At 47.3% G+C, this 17,016-nt stretch carries 14 protein-coding genes and 1 tRNA gene; 5 read left to right on the plus strand and 10 right to left on the minus strand.

Annotated elements, in window-relative coordinates; all coding sequences use genetic code 11:
* On the minus strand, positions 1–1,089 hold a 1,089-nt coding region (locus tag Q0140_RS04800), incomplete at its 3' end, for a 4Fe-4S binding protein (protein ID WP_297962408.1).
* A 166-nt stretch (positions 1,090–1,255) separates the two neighbouring features.
* On the opposite strand from Q0140_RS04800, the gene selA reads away from it, so the two are divergent.
* From selA to Q0140_RS04815, 3 genes are read left to right on the plus strand one after another with little or no spacing between them, the layout of a single operon-like run.
* The gene (gene selA / locus Q0140_RS04805) at positions 1,256–2,875 is read left to right on the plus strand and encodes an L-seryl-tRNA(Sec) selenium transferase (protein WP_297962410.1); all 1,620 of its coding nucleotides are present in this window, start codon (positions 1,256–1,258) and stop codon (positions 2,873–2,875) included.
* On the plus strand, positions 2,868–4,688 hold the full coding sequence (selB, locus tag Q0140_RS04810; protein WP_297962412.1) for a selenocysteine-specific translation elongation factor: 1,821 nt from the start codon (positions 2,868–2,870) through the stop codon (positions 4,686–4,688). Before selA ends, selB begins: the two co-directional genes overlap by 8 nt.
* A gap of 51 nt (positions 4,689–4,739) precedes the next feature.
* Positions 4,740–5,453, plus strand: coding sequence for a histidine kinase (locus Q0140_RS04815; RefSeq protein WP_297882822.1), 714 nt, complete (start codon positions 4,740–4,742; stop codon positions 5,451–5,453).
* A 490-nt stretch (positions 5,454–5,943) separates the two neighbouring features.
* Here Q0140_RS04815 and Q0140_RS04820 read toward each other — a convergent pair whose 3' ends face one another.
* From Q0140_RS04820 to Q0140_RS04855, 8 genes are all read right to left on the minus strand, one after another.
* A complete protein-coding gene (locus tag Q0140_RS04820; protein ID WP_297962414.1) occupies positions 5,944–7,947 on the minus strand; it encodes an autotransporter domain-containing protein in 2,004 nt (667 codons plus the stop codon).
* A gap of 128 nt (positions 7,948–8,075) precedes the next feature.
* Entirely contained in the window at positions 8,076–8,432 is a 357-nt protein-coding gene (gene rplT, locus Q0140_RS04825; protein WP_005871091.1) for a 50S ribosomal protein L20, read from the minus strand.
* Between the two features lie 98 nt (positions 8,433–8,530).
* The gene (gene rpmI / locus Q0140_RS04830) at positions 8,531–8,722 is read right to left on the minus strand and encodes a 50S ribosomal protein L35 (RefSeq protein WP_005871089.1); all 192 of its coding nucleotides are present in this window, start codon (positions 8,720–8,722) and stop codon (positions 8,531–8,533) included.
* Between the two features lie 316 nt (positions 8,723–9,038).
* Positions 9,039–9,560, minus strand: a complete 522-nt coding sequence (gene infC / locus Q0140_RS04835; protein WP_177388239.1) for a translation initiation factor IF-3 — start codon at positions 9,558–9,560, stop codon at positions 9,039–9,041.
* Complete coding sequence (thrS, locus tag Q0140_RS04840) at positions 9,557–11,380, minus strand: threonine--tRNA ligase (RefSeq protein ID WP_297962416.1); 1,824 nt, start codon at positions 11,378–11,380, stop codon at positions 9,557–9,559. The genes infC and thrS overlap by 4 nt, the downstream gene beginning before the upstream one ends.
* 102 nt (positions 11,381–11,482) lie before the next feature.
* Positions 11,483–12,682 carry a multidrug effflux MFS transporter gene (locus tag Q0140_RS04845; protein ID WP_297962418.1) on the minus strand — a complete coding sequence of 400 codons (1,200 nt, stop codon included), beginning with the start codon at positions 12,680–12,682 and terminating at the stop codon, positions 11,483–11,485.
* On the minus strand, positions 12,666–13,403 hold the full coding sequence (locus Q0140_RS04850) for a spore coat protein (RefSeq protein WP_297962420.1): 738 nt from the start codon (positions 13,401–13,403) through the stop codon (positions 12,666–12,668). The genes Q0140_RS04845 and Q0140_RS04850 overlap by 17 nt, the downstream gene beginning before the upstream one ends.
* A 261-nt stretch (positions 13,404–13,664) precedes the next feature.
* Positions 13,665–13,739 (minus strand) — tRNA-Glu (locus tag Q0140_RS04855).
* Between the two features lie 77 nt (positions 13,740–13,816).
* Here Q0140_RS04855 and Q0140_RS04860 point away from each other — a divergent pair.
* Together Q0140_RS04860 and nfo are read left to right on the plus strand one after the other, a co-directional pair.
* On the plus strand, positions 13,817–14,311 hold the full coding sequence (locus Q0140_RS04860) for a hypothetical protein (protein ID WP_297962422.1): 495 nt from the start codon (positions 13,817–13,819) through the stop codon (positions 14,309–14,311).
* A 344-nt stretch (positions 14,312–14,655) separates the two neighbouring features.
* The gene (gene nfo / locus Q0140_RS04865) at positions 14,656–15,510 is read left to right on the plus strand and encodes a deoxyribonuclease IV (RefSeq protein ID WP_297962424.1); all 855 of its coding nucleotides are present in this window, start codon (positions 14,656–14,658) and stop codon (positions 15,508–15,510) included.
* Positions 15,511–16,299: 789 nt separating this feature from the next.
* On the opposite strand, the gene Q0140_RS04870 is transcribed toward nfo, so the two are convergent.
* Entirely contained in the window at positions 16,300–16,983 is a 684-nt protein-coding gene (locus tag Q0140_RS04870) for a tetratricopeptide repeat protein (RefSeq protein ID WP_297962426.1), read from the minus strand.
* Positions 16,984–17,016 lie beyond the last annotated feature (33 nt).

The raw sequence follows: 17,016 nt of genomic DNA on the forward strand, positions 1-17,016 counted from the left end.
TAAATTTCGCGCTAAAAATACCGCGTCCTTGCCGTATATCGCGCGCGAAATTCCATTGATAAGCTCCACCGCTTCGCGCGTGCCCTCACCCGCGTCCGCGCCGTAAACGATCACGCTCGAGCCGCTTTCTTGCATCGCGCTTAGCAAATTTGCCTCATCTATTTGCTTGCTTCCAAAAATTCCAAACGGTAGCGCGCCGCACGGAAGCTGCACTGCAGGTGCGGATGCGATTTCGCTCTCTGCGATGAGAAGCGGAATTTTGCCTGCATAGAGCTTTGCGATCTCGCCAAATACGCTTTGGGGCAGCTTGGCAAATTTCAGCGCGCCGCTAGGGCAGACGCTCACGCACGCGCCGCAACCGACGCAGTCGATATGCGAAAATACTAGCTCGCGCTTTTCGTCGTTTTTCAAAATCGCCACTGTGGGGCAAATCTCCGCGCATGGCGCTCGCAGCTCATTTCGCCTACCTTGATACTGGCAGATCGCAGGATCGAAGATCGTGGAATTCTTATAATGATAAACCGGGCTTTTGGAATTTAAAATTTCTAAAATTTCATCGTCTTTTAGCCCCGAGATCTCGTAGCAGCCGCTTTGTCGTAGCTGATAGGGCGTCGCGCCGCTAATCAAGAAAAAATCCGCCTCGGTCTCAACCTCATCCCGCTCGCTTAAAATCGTAACCGCAAGATCGCCAATCTCGCCGTAGACGAACTTAATCTCGGCCCTGCTTAACGCGATCACCTTAAATCCGTGCTGCCTAAGTAGCCCCACAAGCCCCTCTCGCGGCTCATCACAGGCGAGAATTACGTTTTTGCCGATGGGCTTTTGATAGTCGCTATCTAGCGCACCGTCAAAGGCGATATCTTTGGCGCGATACAAAATATCTACGTTTTTAGCGATTTGTAGCGGCTCATCTGCGGAATTTTCTATATAAAAATTTATCTCGGGCGCATAAATTTGCGCTTTTAGTTTCGGCGAATTAGCAACGATAAATTCCTCATTTTTCGTCTCCTCTTCATCGCCGCAAATTTCGATATCGTCGCTTAAGACGACATCCTTTAGCCCCGCGGCGTAAAATCCATGTTCTTTCATAATCTATCCTAAATTGATAATTAGGCGGGTTTTACTCTTATTTTCTAAACAGCTTTTAAATTCTGCACTTAAAGTAAATCGAATTTAAATTAATAATTCTATAGATAAAGCAAAATCAAAGCTTTAAATGATAAAATCGCCTAAATTTTAAGGCATCGGGGTCGCAATGCAACGAATCAAACTACCCAAAATCGACAAAATCGCAAACGCGCGGGAGTTTCAAAACTGCCTCCGCCCGCAAATCATCAAAATCGCGCAAGAGCTTATTGAACAGGAGCGTCAAAAAGCGCTGCAAGGAGGCGAGCTCGCAAGCGAAAGCGAGATCATCTCGCTCATCAAATCGCGCTACGAAAAGTTCCAAAATCTAAGCCTCAAACCGCTCATTAACGCAACCGGCGTCGTGCTGCACACAAACCTCGGCCGCAGCGTCATCAGCGCCGAAATTTTAGCCCGCGCGCAAAAGATCATCACTTCGTATTCAAATTTAGAATACGACCTATCCGAGGGCGCGCGCGGCAACAGATACGACTACATAGCGCTTTTGTGCAGCGAGCTCTTCGGCGCGCAGGACGCGCTCGTGGTCAATAACAACGCTGCGGCGGTATTTTTGGTGCTAAATACCTTCGCGCGAGGACGCGAAGTCGTGGTAAGCCGCGGCGAGCTAGTCGAGATCGGCGGGAGCTTTCGGGTAAGCGAAGTGATGGCAAACTCTGGCGCAAAGCTCGTAGAAATCGGCACTACGAACAAAACCAAGCCGGAAGATTACGAGGAAGCAATCAATGAAAACACAGCGATCTTGATGAAGGTGCACCGCTCAAATTTTAAAATTTCGGGCTTCAGCTCTAGCGTAAGCGCTGCGGAAGTGGCGGCTCTCGCACGTCGCGCCTCGCAGGCAAAGAGAGAATTTTTAGCGCTTAGAGCGGCGAATTTTAAAAATTTAGCAGATCTTAGCGGCGGCTCTTCGGACACGGACGGCGAAATTTTAAATTCTGCGCCGAACGGTTTAGGCTTAGCGGCAACTTCTGCAAATTCTTTAAATTTAAAAAGCGACGAGCCGTCCGCAAAGAGCGAGCGTTTTCATGGAGATAGTGCGGGCGGCGAGAGCGAAATTTCCGATGAAATTTCTAAAATTTACCCCGCAAAATTTAGCATGAAAAAAGAGGAAAGCTTTAACGAGATCATCGATTACTACGATCTTGGAAGCGGCTACGCGAGCGAGCTGGGATTTGGACTCGGCAAAAGCGAGCCATCCATTTTTGAGCTTTTAAAAAGCTGCGTGCGGCTGCTTAGCTTTAGCGGCGACAAGCTCTTCGGCTCCGTGCAGTGCGGCATCATCCTAGGAGATCGCGAGCTCATCGCGCGCCTGCGCAAAAACCAGCTACTGCGAATGCTGCGCGTGGACAAGATCACGCTAAGCCTGCTTGCCGAGACGATCAAGGCGTATATAAATAAAGAATTTCACCTCATCACGACGATAGATCAGATCCATCTAAGCCTAGATGAGCTGCGTGAGCGAGCGGAGCTAGTGCGATCGCGCATCGGCGTAAAATCGCAGATCGTGCCTACTACCACCTTCGTAGGCGGCGGTACGATGCCCGGCGCCCCCTACCCTAGCGTCGCGCTTGCGATACTTGATGGCGCAGACCCGCAGAGCACGCAGGCAAAATTTCGCGCTGTGGGTATAATCGGACGGATTGAGGATGATAAATTTTTGCTCGATTTCAGATCGATTTTAAAAAGCGACTTGCAAGATTTAATAAAAAAGATCGGAGAAATTTATGAATAGCGTAATCATCGGCACCGCAGGCCATATCGATCACGGAAAGACCGCATTAATCAAGGCGCTAAACGGCTTTGAAGGAGACCGAATGCCGAGCGAAAAAGAACGTGGCATCACGATCGATCTTAGCTTTTCGCATCTGCGCTCGGGAGATACCAATGTTGCTTTCATCGACGTTCCTGGGCATGAAAATCTAGTAAAGACGATGATTAGCGGCGCGTATGCCTTCGACGCTGCGATGCTGGTAGTCGCCGCGGATGACGGGCTGATGCCGCAAAGCCGCGAGCATATTCAAATTTTATCGCTGCTTGGGGTAAAAAGCGTGATCTTGTGTATCAGCAAGTGCGATCTAGCTGACGACGCGCGCAGATCCGAGGTCGCGACGCAGTGCAGGGAATGCATCGGCAAATTTAAGGATTTGCAAATTTTAAACACCTTTTTTATCAGCATAAAAGATCCCGCAAGCATCGCCGAGCTGAAAAACTATCTCTTCAATATCAAGCCCGCGCAGCGCCAAGGAGGCGGCGTGGTGCACTACTACATAGACCGAGTTTTTTCGCTCAAGGGGCTCGGCACCATCGTAACGGGCAGCCTCATTAACGGCACGATTTCAAAGGGCGAAAAGCTTTATAACTGCGATCTGGGTAAAATTTTTAACGTCAAAAGCGTGCAGATCCACGACGAGGACACGCCGCTAGCGCAGGCTCCAAACCGCGTCGCGCTGAGCTTGGACGCCAAAACGAGCGAGCTGCAAAAGGGGCAAATCCTAAGCAAAAAGGGCTTTTTCCGCGGCTTTAATGAAGCCGACTGTACCTTTAGCGGCGAAATTTCGCATAATCAAGACGTGCTGTTTTGCGTCGGAAGCAAACAAAGTGCGGCAAAAGCGCTAATTTTAAAGGAACTTCCTAGCGGCGAGAAGCTAGTGAGCTTTAAATTTGACAAAACGATGTTTTTGAAATTCAATGAACCTTTCGTCTGCCTGGCAAACTCGCGAGTAATCGGCGGCGGGCGCGTGCTAAACGCCGTGGTCGAGCCGCTAAAAAAGCAGAGCAAAGCCGTGCTTCTAACCGCGCTTTTGAAGCGAAATTTCACCGAAGCGTTTAAAATTTTAAGCCTCTTTCACAAGCATGGATTCGGGCTATTTTCGGCCTATCAGCGCTTCGGAATGGAGTACGACGAAGCGGTAAAGATCGCGCGCGGCTTAGAAGGGACGTATTTTGACGAAGCAAATTTATGCGTTTACGATCTAAGCGCGATCGAGGACGTAAAAAGCCTCATAAAATTTATCGTCTCAAAAAACGACTACGCGATCTTTTCGCCCGCCTCGATCGCCCTAAAGCTCTCGTGGGCCAGCGAGGAGCTCGCCGCGCGCGCGCTTAGCGAGCTTGAGCGGGGCGGCATCGTCTCCAAAAAGGGCGGAGTTTACGTAAAATCGGGAGTGGATTTTGACGCGCTCAAACAGAGCCTGGAGAGTAAAATTTTTGATCTCATCAAAAAGGGCGGCATAGCGCCGCTTGCGCCGTATAACGTATATGACGAGCTAGAGATCGACCGCAGCAGCGGAGATGATGCGCTAAAGAAGCTAACCTACGCCAAAAAGGTCGTCCGTCTCGCACACAATCTCTTCGTAGAGGCCGAAAATTTAGCCCTGGCGATCAAGCGCCTCTACGCGATCATCGAAAAAGAGGGCTTCGTAAACGTCACGAACGCCAAAGAGGAGCTTGGGCTTAGCAGGAAATTCGTCATCTGCTACCTCGAATACCTCGACAAGATGGGAAATATTGTGACGATCGACAATAAACGCTATTTGAAAAAGTAAAAATTTAAAATTTTGCACTACAATGCGCGGAATTTTTTGCAAAGGAAAAAAATGAAAAAAGCTATTTTAACTTCAGTTGCGCTCGCAGCGAGCCTAAACGCGGCTTTAAGCGACAGCGAAATTCTATCCATCTACGGCGGCGCGCCTCAAGGCATCGAAATAAAGGTCGCCGAGCGCATCCCGCTTAGCGAGCCAAAGGGCGTAGAGGCGGTCGTTTTAAAGATTTCTCAAGGCAATATGTCGCAAGAGGAGATCATTTTCACCCAAGGCGATCTGATCTTTACCGATATCATCGATCCTAAAAAACGCGTAGTCTATAAGGAGCAGATCAAACAAGACCGCATTGCAGGACAGCTAAGTAAGGTCTTCAAAGCAGAGAGCAAAGACAATATTATCAAGCTAGGAAACGATCCTAAAAAACCTACGATTTTGATGCTGACGGACGCCTTGTGCCCATTCTGCCGCAAAGAGATGGCAAGGATCGAAGAAACGTTAAAAAATAACAATGTCGATATCGTCATGACCTCCGTTCACGGCGACGACGGCCACGCAAAATCCGCACTCATCTACAAAGAGATCAAAAATGCTAAAACCGACGAGCAAAAGATAGCGGTTTTTAAAAAATATTACGCCGAAGATAACAAAGCAGGTGCCAAAGACGTAAGCGCCGCCGAGCTAAACGCTGCAAAAGCCCTAGCTGCCAAATACTTCGGTGCGGGGGTAAACTCGGTGCCTTACATCATCGAACTAGACAAGCTAAAATAATCTCTTTTAAATTTTGCGGAGCAATCCGCAAAATTTCGCTTCTTTTGCCAAATTTCGGCAACTTCCAATCAGTCTAAATTTTGCCTAGAAAATTTGAATGCTCCCTTGGAATTCTTAAAATTCCGCTGCTTTTAAAAATCCTCAGTTGCGCCGCGCATAGAATTTTAAAATCCCTTATGGATGAAACGCGATCCGCAAAGTTTTAAACGGGCAAAATTTTAGAATTTTAAAAATCCTCAAGCATTCGCGCAAAATTCTACGGCAGCGATTATATCTCGTGGCTTCGCATCCGAAGCGGCGCAAAAATAGTGTTACATGGAATTTCAAAGCAGAAATTATACGAGTAAATATCTTGCAGCCGAAATTTTAAAATTTCGCGGCAAAGCCCCGTTAAAATTTAGCCGCAAATTTCATAAAATTTTCGCTTTGCGGCAAAGAGGAATTTACAGTCGTGCTTCAGGCTACCTATCTTGGGCTACTCCGATTAAAATCAAAACTCAACGTCGAAAGCGGCTCTTGCCAGGCTATTTTTGCTCTCGCTTAGCTCGTACGATGCGCTGAGTCCGATGCTTTGAAAGATCTTATATTTCAGCCCGATCGCGCCGTTAAATACGCCGCTAGAATAATCAAGCCCCTCGACGTCGTATCTGTCCGAATACTTTCTGCTTGCATGATACGAATCGCCGCTAAACCGATGCTCGTACTCAGCATTTGCAAATATCTGCAGATCACCAAAAGCCTTGATCGCGTAAATTCCCGCGGTGCCGTTCGGCGCGGTTTTTGAAGCGGAGCTAAATCTAAGCCTGGAGATCGCATCCTCGTCCACTCTAATCGCTCCAAGTCCCAAATATGGCTTAATGTAGCCGTTTTCAAATAAGAATTTATACCCGGCTCTGGTGTTGAAGTCCCAAATTTGCGATTTGTATTTCGCGCCGTGGATAGCGCCGAATCCGTTGTTGGTTTCAAATTTATGATCATTTGTCGAATAAGTTAAACCTACCGCCAGATCCACGTTTTCGTTAAAGTCGTATCTGCCCGCCAGACCGAACTCGTAGGATTTGATGTTTTCTTTGACACCGTCGAATTTACCCTCGTACCAAGCGTCCGATTTTTGATACCCAAAGATCACGCCCAGCGTAAGATCATCCACTCTCTTGGAGGCTCCGAGTAAAATTCCGTCGCTCTTGTGATCGTATTTGACGCCACCCGAGCGGTCTTTGTAATCTCCGCCGTAGTTTCCAATCGCGCTTACGTTTACGTTAAACTCCTGCCCGTCGGTATCGGTTAAATTTTTATAAGCGGAATTTCTTGCAAGCTTAGTAAGATCCAAATCGACCTTTGAGCGCGGCATCTCGATGCCTATGCGATCGCCGCTTCTTGCGGCCTGCGAAAACAGGCTGCCGTTTTTAGGCGTGAAGTTATTGATCGCCAGCATCAGCGCTTCAAAATAGGTAGGCAGATCATCGTATCCGCTAGGATAGGCATTCGTATCGGAAGTGATGAATAAATTCGCCGCATTGCGCTCGCGCGACAGCCTTATAATCTCGTCATATTGCTCGGGCGAGGCGTTATAGATGACGTGTAAGATTTTAGCGGAATTTGCGGGGTCTTTTTCAAATTCCGAGGTTCTAGGGCGGTAATGGTTTATATACTCATCCGCGCTCACCTCTTGCAGCATCCAAACGTCCGCATAAGGGGCTATGGCGTCGCGCACGCCCCAGCCGTTGTTTGCCAAAACGAGCATCTCCGGATATTTGGATTTAATGTAATTATAAATGCTAGCCATATAAGCGATATTGGAAGGGTTATCCTCGGTATTGACCTCGTCGATGAAGTATCCCGCGATGTTTTCTCTGCCGTAGAAATTTACAAAATTATCGATATCGGCATATACTAGGCTTAAATTTCTACTTGAACCAATGGCAGTAGGACGACCGTCAGGACCGATAGGACCGGTAGTGCCCGTATAAGTATAGGCGAGATTTTTGATACCCGCGGCTTTATTGCGCTGCATTTGAGCCAAATCCTCGTCTCTTCGCACCAAATATTGTGAGTGAGAATCTCCTCCTGGGCGCTTTTTGTATGAGCCGAAAGCCACATAAGGAACCAGCGCGCCGCCTATATTGGTAATGCCGTTCCAAAACTCGGCATTTACGCCGCTATTGCCCGTCCAGCGAAATGCAGGCATCATAACGCGCTGATTATTAAGCCTGCCCGAATATGAGCCCTTTTTGGCAAAGCCTCTTGCATACTCGAGTTTGATACGAAATGAGCTCTCATACTGCTCGCTCGCGGAGCTATCGCTAGCTGCGTCGCGCCTGCTTAATTTCGCGCCCAAGCTGTCCGCAGCGCTCATTACATCGGAACGGGAAGTGTTGTTGGAAGGTGATTTTTGCGCGTTTGCATAGCTCCAGGAATTCTGCTCGCTCGCATAGCCGAACCCTGCTGCACCGACAAGCGCAAGAGATACGATTTTTTTCAAAGACTTTAGCATTCTGCACCGCCTCAAATAAAATTATCCAAATTCTTAAATTTCGACAAATTTGCGGACGCGCTTTTAAAATTAAAAGCTTTGTCGAAATTTAAAAATTTAGCCGCCTTAAGGCGACCAAATTTTAAAGCTTATTTTAATGCCGCTTTTGCCTTCTTTGCGACGGTTGCGAAAGCTTCGGCGTCGTTCATAGCCATATTTGCTAAAATTTTTCTATCAAGCTCGATGCCCGCTTTTCTAAGTCCGTTTATAAATTTAGAATAGCTGATGTCGTTTAGCCTGCAAGCTGCATTGATGCGCACTATCCAAAGTCTGCGGAAATCGCGTTTTTTCGCGCGTCTGTCACGGAAGGCGTAAACGAGGCTTCTCTCCAGCTGCTCTTTAGCCTTTCTGAAATGTTTGCGTCTTGCGCTATAAAATCCGCGCGCAAGCTTTAGCACCTTGTTGTGACGGCGGCGTCTAACGATACCCGTTTTTACTCTTGCCATATTAATCCTTTCTTAATCGGCGTCCCTTTTGGGATCTTGCCCTAAAATCCATAAATTTAGGGGAGTTTGAATGACTTTCGTCAAAAACTAACTTCGCACTATTTGCAAAGCATTTTTTTAACCGCAGATACGTTCGTAGAATCGACGTATTGGGCCTCGCGCAAATTCCTCTTGCGTTTTTGAGACATCTTCGTCAAAATATGGCTGCGAAACGCCGAGCCTCTTTTGATCTTGTTTTTGCCCGCTTTAAAACGCTTGACGGCACCGCGCACGCTTTTCATCTTTGGCATGGTCGTCCTTTTTTTAAAGTGAACGGGAAGTATATAATAAAGTTTCTTTGAAAAATTTGAATTTAAGGAATTTTATAGCTTAAATTAACGCAAGATAAATTTAAAGTTAAATTCTGCCACTCGCTTAAGATTCGGTTTGGCTTAATTTGAAAAATTTTATACAAATTTAAAGGGTTAAATTTAGAGATAAACTTAGCCTGTATAAATTTTAAAATTTTGCTATTTAGTTTAAATTTACGCGCTGTACCGCGGGGAAAAACAGCGCGTAAATTTTAAAATTTTGCCGCACGCGGCGCAAAATACCGCTAAATTTACGCTACGCCTTTTTCGGCGTGATCAGCATATTTACGTAGCGACCCTCCAGCGCAGGCGCCTTATCGCGATCGGCAACTTCTGCGAAAAATTCATCCCAAATTTTATTGAGCAAATTTACGCCGATTTCCGGGCTTGACATCTCGCGCCCTTTTAAAAATACGCGAAGCTTGACGTGTTTGCCGCTACTAAGGAATTCTTTCGCGTGTTTTACTTTGTAATTAATGTCGTTTTGAGCGATTTTGGCGGACAGCTTGATCTCTTTCACCTCGATGATTTTTTGCTTTTTTTTCGCCTCTTTGAGCTTTTTTTCCTGCTGATAGCGAAATTTGCTATAGTTCATGACCTTGCAAACGGGCGGCTTTGCATCGGGCGCTATCAAAACCAGATCCACGCCCTCTCGCTCGGCGATTTGCAACGCCTGCGCCTTTGAAATTATGCCGTAAACCTCGCCGTTGTCGCCTATGCACCTGACTTCGCTAGCCGGAATGTCCTCGTTTAGAAAAACCTCTTTGCCTCTGCTCAAAAATTCACCTCGTTTAATTTAGCTTTTACGAAATTTAAAAACTCATCCAGCCCTAAATTTCGCTGTTCGCGCGCCCTGCGATCGCGCAAGGCCACGCTGCGAGCCGAAACTTCATTATCGCCTAGGACGATGATGAGCGGCACCTTCTGCTTTTCAGCCGTTCTGATTCGTTTATTTAATGTCTCGTTTTTATCTAAAATTTCGCCGTCAATGTCTGCTTTGCGCAGCAAATTTAAAATTTCTTTCGCATAACTTGCATGCGCCTCGCCGATCGGCACGATCGATACCTGCGTAGGACAGATCCAAAACGGAAGCTCGCCCGCGGTGTGCTCGAGCAAAATCCCCACGAAGCGCTCGAAGCTTCCCAAAATCGCGCGATGCAGCATCACGGGCTGCTTTTTTTCATTATTTTCGTCGATGTAGCCAAGCTCGAAGCGCGCAGGCAGGTTAAAATCGACCTGCACCGTGCCGCACTGCCATTTTCGACCGAGCGCGTCGGTGATTTTGATGTCGATCTTAGGCCCGTAGAATGCGCCGCCGCCCTCGTCTAGGCCGTATTTTAAGCCCTTTTCGTCAAGCGCGTCTTTTAATGCCTTCGTCGCGATCTCCCAAACCTCGTCGTCGCCGACCGCCTTTTGCGGTTTGGTCGAAATTTCAAGTTCGTATTCAAAGCCGAAGGCTTTCATCAAAAGCCCCACGAAATCTAAAATTTCATAGACGTTTTCTTTGATCTGGCTCGGCATCACAAACAGATGCGCGTCGTCCTGCGTAAACTCGCGCACACGGAAAAGCCCGTGCAAAACGCCGCTTTTTTCGTGGCGGTGCACGACGCCGTACTCGCAAAATTTAAGCGGCAGATCGCGATATGAGCGGATTTCGCTTTGATAAACCTTGATATGACCGACGCAATTCATCGGCTTAATGCCGTATTCTTGCTCCTCGATCGTCGTAAAATACATATTTTCTTTGTAATTGCTGTAGTGTCCGCTGATCTTCCACGCGTCGGATTTTAAAATTTCAGGGCCGCGCACCGGCTCGTAGCCGCGCTTGCGAAGCTGCCTATAAAGGCGCTCCTCGAGCCTTATGCGCATCCTCGTGCCGGCAGGAAGCCAGATCGGAAGTCCCGCGCCGATCTGCTCGTCGAAGGTGAAAAATTTCATCTCGGCTCCGAGCTTTCGGTGGTCGCGCTTCTTGGCTTCTTCTAGCATCGTAAGGTGCTTTTTAAGGCTATCTTTATCGGCAAATACGACGCCGTAGATGCGAGTTAGCATCTCGCGCTTCTCGTCGCCGCCGAGATACGCTCCCGCGATGCGCGTAAGAGCAAAATTTTTCAAAAATTTCGTATTTTGCACGTGCGGGCCGCGACAGATGTCCTCAAACTCGCCCTGCGCGTATAGGCTAACCGAGCCTTCGGGGATGCGCTTTAAAACTTCCTGCTTAAGGTCGTCGTTTGCATATTTTTTCGCGACCGCCTCTTTGGTGGAGGCTATCTTTTTAATCTCTAAATTTGCCTCGGCAAGCGCGCGCATCTTTTTTTCGATCGTCTTTAGATCCTCTTCGCCGAGCTTCTCGCCGTTATCTTTGCTGACGCGGATGTCGTAGTAAAACCCATCCTCGATCGCGGGTCCTACGAAAAATTTAGCGCCCGCATAGAGCTCGCGCACCGCCTGCGCCAAAAGGTGCGCACAGGAGTGGCGCAGAATTTTAAGCGCGTCCTCGGAGTTATCGAAATATATCGGCTGCGCCTCGCTTGCGTGCTCGCCGATACTTTGAGTATCGTAAATTTCACCGTTAAGTTTATACGCGATAATATCGCTCATTGGCTTGTTTCCTTTTTTACCGAATTGTCTTTCTTACACTGAAAGAACGAGAGCTAATTTTAGCTAATCAATCCTTAACGATAAATTTAAAAAATATTAAAATTAAAATTTTTGATTCTTTTCTCGCAATAAAAAATACACAGCGTTCGCACAAAGAGCACAAATCGCCATCACACTTGCGAGCAAAAACGGCTTATTCGCTCCCACTGCACCCACGATAAACGAAATAGCCCCGGCGATGGCAAATTGCGCAGTTCCGAGCACCGCCGAAGCTGCGCCCGAGTTGCCGTCCTTATACAGCGCCATCGCAAGCGTTGTGGCGTTAGGCGCAACAAAGCCAAGGGACGAAAGCAATACAAAAAGCGAAGCCTCAAAGCAGATGAAAGGAAGGTCAAGCATAGAGCATGCGAGCAAAATCAGGCTCGTCACAAGCATAGCTATTAGGCCGAAATTTAATAAAGCTGCGGGTTCGCGATTTTGCACGAGTTTGGCATTTAGTGCCGAAACGAGGGTCATCCCAAGAGCGTTGATGCCAAATATTACGCCAAAGGCATGCTCGCCCAGCCCATAATAGCCCAAAAATATAAAGCTAGAGCCCGTGATATAAGCAAAAAGCGCGCTCATCGCAACCGCAAATCCTAGCGTATAGCGCATAAATTCTTTATTTCGCAAGATTATGCCGTATTCGCCAAGCACGCCTTTTACGCTAAGAATAGCAGTCCCATCTATCTGCGCGCTCTCGCCAAGTCCAAAAAATATAAATGCAAAAAGCAAAATTCCAAGCGCGAACAAAATCGCAAAAATTGCTTGCCACGAGAAAAAATCTAGCACAAATCCGCCTAGAGTTGGTGCTAGCATCGGCGCTAGCGAGCCCACGACCATCATCAGCGCAAACATCGCCGCAGCCTCGTGCAGTTCGAATTTATCATTAATTACGGCTCGCGCAAGTACCACTCCCGCGCACCCACCCAAAGCTTGCAAAAATCTAAAAAATATAAACGCGTAAACGCTATCAAAGCTCACGCAAGCAAGCGACGCACATATAAAAAGCAAAATGCCCGCGTATAACGGCTTTTTACGACCAAATTTATCGCTTAGCGGCCCATAAACGAGCTGTCCTAGCGCAAAAGCGATGAAAAAACTCGCAACTGATAGCTGAGTGTAAAACTCGCTCGTAGCAAAGCTTGCCTTTACCTTTTCCAGCGCGGGCAGATACATATCGGTAGACAAGGGCGCCAGAGCGGACATATAGGCGAGTATAATCACCAGCTTAAATTTAGCGAATTTACTTTGTTTGACCATCGTTTTCCTCAATTATTTTTAGGCAGAGCTCAAACGTGCGCACGAGCGCGTTTAGATCTTTAAATTTTTGCGGCAAGAGCCTGGCGATAAAATATATCGGACGCAGCGCAAGTACCGTAGCCCACGCACTTTGCACTACATCCTGCTCGCCGCTTGAGGCGTAGGCGTGGATGCCTGCGCGCACAAAACCTTCGCTCAGACCTTCGCGACAAAGATCATAGACAAACAGCAAAAAATCTCGCATTTTGGCTTTTTGCAGATCATCGCGCTCGCCGCGATTTTCAAAATCTATAAATTTCATCTCGCCGTTTTTTACTAAGACGTCGCGCAGTGCGGGTCTGCCGTGTATGAAGCCGCGCGAATGTAGATGTGCTAACGCCGCAGCGTAGCCCTGAATGAGCGCCACGCAAGCCGCCTCATCCGAGCTTTTTAACACCTCGTCCACCGGCGTGCCGCCGTCTTTGAGTACAAAAAAGCTCTCGTCTCGCAGCACCAGCTGCGGCACAGGCGCGCTGGCTGCGTACAGGCTCTCGCATTTTAGCGCTTCGTAATCGAAAGAGGCTTTCGGATTTGCTTTGAATATTTTCGTAAGCAATCCACCGCGGATGCGCAGTTCCGGCTGCTTTAGCCAGTATTTCTCACCCTCGAAACTAAAGCTCGTGACGCGCTCGCCAGGATGATTTTTTAGAATTTCATTTACATATTCTTTAAAATTTTGCATTCAATAAATTTAGCGAATTTTTTTTAGAAAGAGCTAAATTTGCGAGTTTTATTTCATTAAGTTCCATATGTCCGCATAAAATTTATTACGTAAATTCGGCGGGGATAAATTTTAAAATTATCAGGTAGAATTTATTGCAGTCTTGGAATTTTGTAGCGCAGGAAGCAGCAAAAGCGCATAATTTTAGAATTTAGTAGTTAGATAAAATTTCAGAATTTTACAAAAACTAAGATTTGCGTCAAAAAATTTTAAAACTAGAAGTGGCGACCCCTACGAGATTCGAACTCGTTTTACCGCCGTGAAAGGGCGATGTCCTAACCGTTAGACGAAGGGGCCACTTAATCTGGTATTAAGATTAAAGGCGGTATTCTACTCAAGACGCACTTAAACCCAACTTAAATTAAGGATTATTTATGAAATGCTCTTTTCTGGCGCCGCTTGCACTTTCGCTTCTACTCGCAGGCTGCGCTACCACCGCACTCAAGCCCGCTTCCACGCAAGCTGTAAATTTTACCGTCGTTTCGCCGCTTACACGCACCAGCGACGCGGGCTTTATGCGTAAATTTAAAAACCAAACCGAGGTTCAAATTTACGCAAGCGGCATCAGCGTGCTGAGCCTGGTTTTAAAAGGCGATAAAATTTGCATGAACGGCGCGTGCGACGACGAGCTCGTTTTCAATAAAAAATTCTTCGGTGCCGAGCACTACCGCGGACTTCTGGGCGAAATCCTAGACGGCAAACCGATCTTCGGCGGTAGCGACACGGGCGAGCGCCGTTGCCTAGCGCAAAGCCTGCAAGCTGGCTCTATCGATTATAAAGTTTGCCGCGGCAAGGACGGCGGCGGAAGATCCATAAGCTTCGCCGACACAAAACGCGGCGTGAAGATCAAAATCCGCGAGCTGCAGTAAAATTTTGCGCGGCGGGTGTTTGTAGCGCGCGAAACGCCATTCCGCAGGCGGCGCTAACGAGTAAAATTCTACGCATCTTATGTTTGTAAGCGCGCGGGAATAATGCGCTTCGGTAGCCGCCTCAAAACACGGCGCGAGCGGTCAAAATTCCATTATTCGGCGAGGTAGGCGCCTAAGCTGCACAAACGGCGCGGTTTTATTGACGCTCTGCACCGACTCTTTGCGGCGAAATTTACCAAGCAGCGTATGTACGAAAAAAGCGCGCATTTAAATTTAAAAAATCCACGCACGGCAGAGGTTATGAAATTTTTCCGCGCGGCGTAAAATGAAATTTAGGAGGTAAAATGAAGCGGATCGGAGCGCACGTGAGCGCTAGCGGCGGGGTTTCTAACGCGCCGTTAAACGCCGCAAAGATCGGGGCGGACGCGTTTGCGATGTTCGTCAAAAATCAGCGCAGATGGGACGCGCCGCCGCTTAGCGCGGAGGAGATCGCCGCATTTAAAGACGCGCTGAAACAAAGCGGCATCCGCGCGGAGCATGTCCTGGTGCACGACAGCTACCTCATAAATTTGGGCCATCCGCGCGAGGCAGAGCGCGAGAAGTCCCTAAACGCTTTCGTGGACGAGATCCGCCGCTGCGAGGCGCTCGGGCTTAGGCTTTTGAACTTTCATCCGGGCTCGCATCTAAATGAAATTTCAGCTCAAGTGTGCCTGGATAATATCGCAGGGTCGCTAAATTTCGCCATCGCAAACACCGCAGGCGTCAAACTCGTGCTCGAAAATACCGCCGGCCAGGGCTCCAATCTCGGCTATGATTTCGCTCAGCTTGCTTACGTGATCGACAAAATTTCAAACAAAGATCGCATCGGCGTCTGTATCGATACCTGTCACGCGTTCGCCGCAGGATACGACCTCCGCAGCCCACAGGCCTACGAGCGCACGATGAGCGAGTTTGACCGCGCGATCGGCTATAAATTTTTAAGCGGCATGCACCTAAACGACACGAAAAACGAGCTTGGCGTGCGCAAAGATCGGCACGAGAGCCTCGGGCGCGGCTTTTTGGGGCTCGCGGCATTTGAAAACATCATGAACGACCCGAACATCGACGAGATCCCGCTGATTTTAGAAACGATCGACGATAGCCTCTGGGCGGAGGAGATCGCACTTTTGCGCAGTATGCAAGGACGCCGCAAAGCCTAGTCGGGCGCCTTTTGCGCCACGTAGAATTTATCTCATTTCGCTTCAAAGTGGCGCCAGCGATAAGAGCCTTATGTCGTGCAAATTTAACATCGTGGGATTTATCGCTTAAATTTTAACAAGCAAAAATAATGAGGAACTTCGCGCTAAAAATTCTGCGCCGTAAAAAGTCGCGAAATTCTACGACGAAAACACAGCACCAGAGCAAAAGAGCAAAATTTTTATAGAAAAACGCAGCGTCGCGGCAGAAATGAAAAATTTTACGCTGCGTAATTAAAATTTTCAAGCAAGATTTTTAAAGCGATGCAGCGGTAAATTTTAAAATTCTATCGCTACGATATTTCAAGGCTCAGCGCCAAATTCGAAGCTCTAGGAATTTTAAAATTCTAAATTCCACATCAAAAAATTCGCGCGAAGCTTTATACGCGCGACTGCGTAAATTCCAATCTTGTAATTCTACTTTCGTCCGATCCGTGCAGAGGCGAAGCGCATAAGATTTCATAAATTCTAACTTAAAATTTTGCTGCGTGCCAATCTATGCTTTTAGCACGCATTTGCTTATGACAAATCTGCCTCTTTATTTTAACGCTTTGCTCGCGCCAAAATCTGTGCAGGATCCGTGTAAATTTACGTTAAATTCTGCCGCATATCGCCCGATTAATTTAAAATTTTATCGTCGCTTTAAATTTGCTTGCGTTTTAAATTTAGACGCAGCGGAATTTTAAGCCGCAGCCGACGCGTATTGTATCAGCCGCAGCTCGGCGCGCATCGTACCAGCCGCGGCTCGGCGCGCTATTTTAGCAGCTCATACATATCGCAGGATTTTTGCCAAAGTTCTTTAAACTCGGGTAGATTCATAAAAGGAGAATTTTTATTTTTTCCTAAATCGCAAGCTTTTTTATAATACCGCGCAGCTTTACTTTTATCGTTAGAGTTGTAGTTAAATAGCGCAAAATTATAGCAACTCGCTAGCTCGTCCGCTATGTCGCAACCTTTTTTATCATAAATCGCCGCTTTCATTAAATTTATTTTTACGCCGTCTCCTTTACGGTACATCTCTGCCAACATACCGCATGATAGCGCTGATAGCTTTTGCCCTAGATTGCAAGCTTTGTCATGGTAGATTATAGCCTTTGATATATCTTTTTCGACTCCATCTCCGTCACTATACATTGATCCCAATAGCCCACAATACATAGCGTCTCCCGCATCGCATCTTTTTTCATGATATTCGATGCCTTTTTTAGGATTTTCTTGCATCATTCTGATCGACATTACAAGGCAACCTGGCTCATATCCGCCGTCGCAGGTTTTTTCAAGCAGCTTAAGTGTTTTAGTATTGTCTTCGTATTGTAAAGCGGCTCTAAGGCAAGACTCCATATTGCCGTCATTGCACTCTTTTTCTAGCGTCTCAAGCTCGGACGCTCCTAACGCAAAGCAAGCGGTAAATGCTAACGCAAATAGCGATTTTTTCATTTAGTATCCTTTTTGGGTAAAATTTGGCTAATT

The sequence above is a fragment of the uncultured Campylobacter sp. genome, assembly GCF_938045405.1.
In the GTDB taxonomy this organism is placed as follows: Bacteria; Campylobacterota; Campylobacteria; order Campylobacterales; family Campylobacteraceae; genus Campylobacter_B.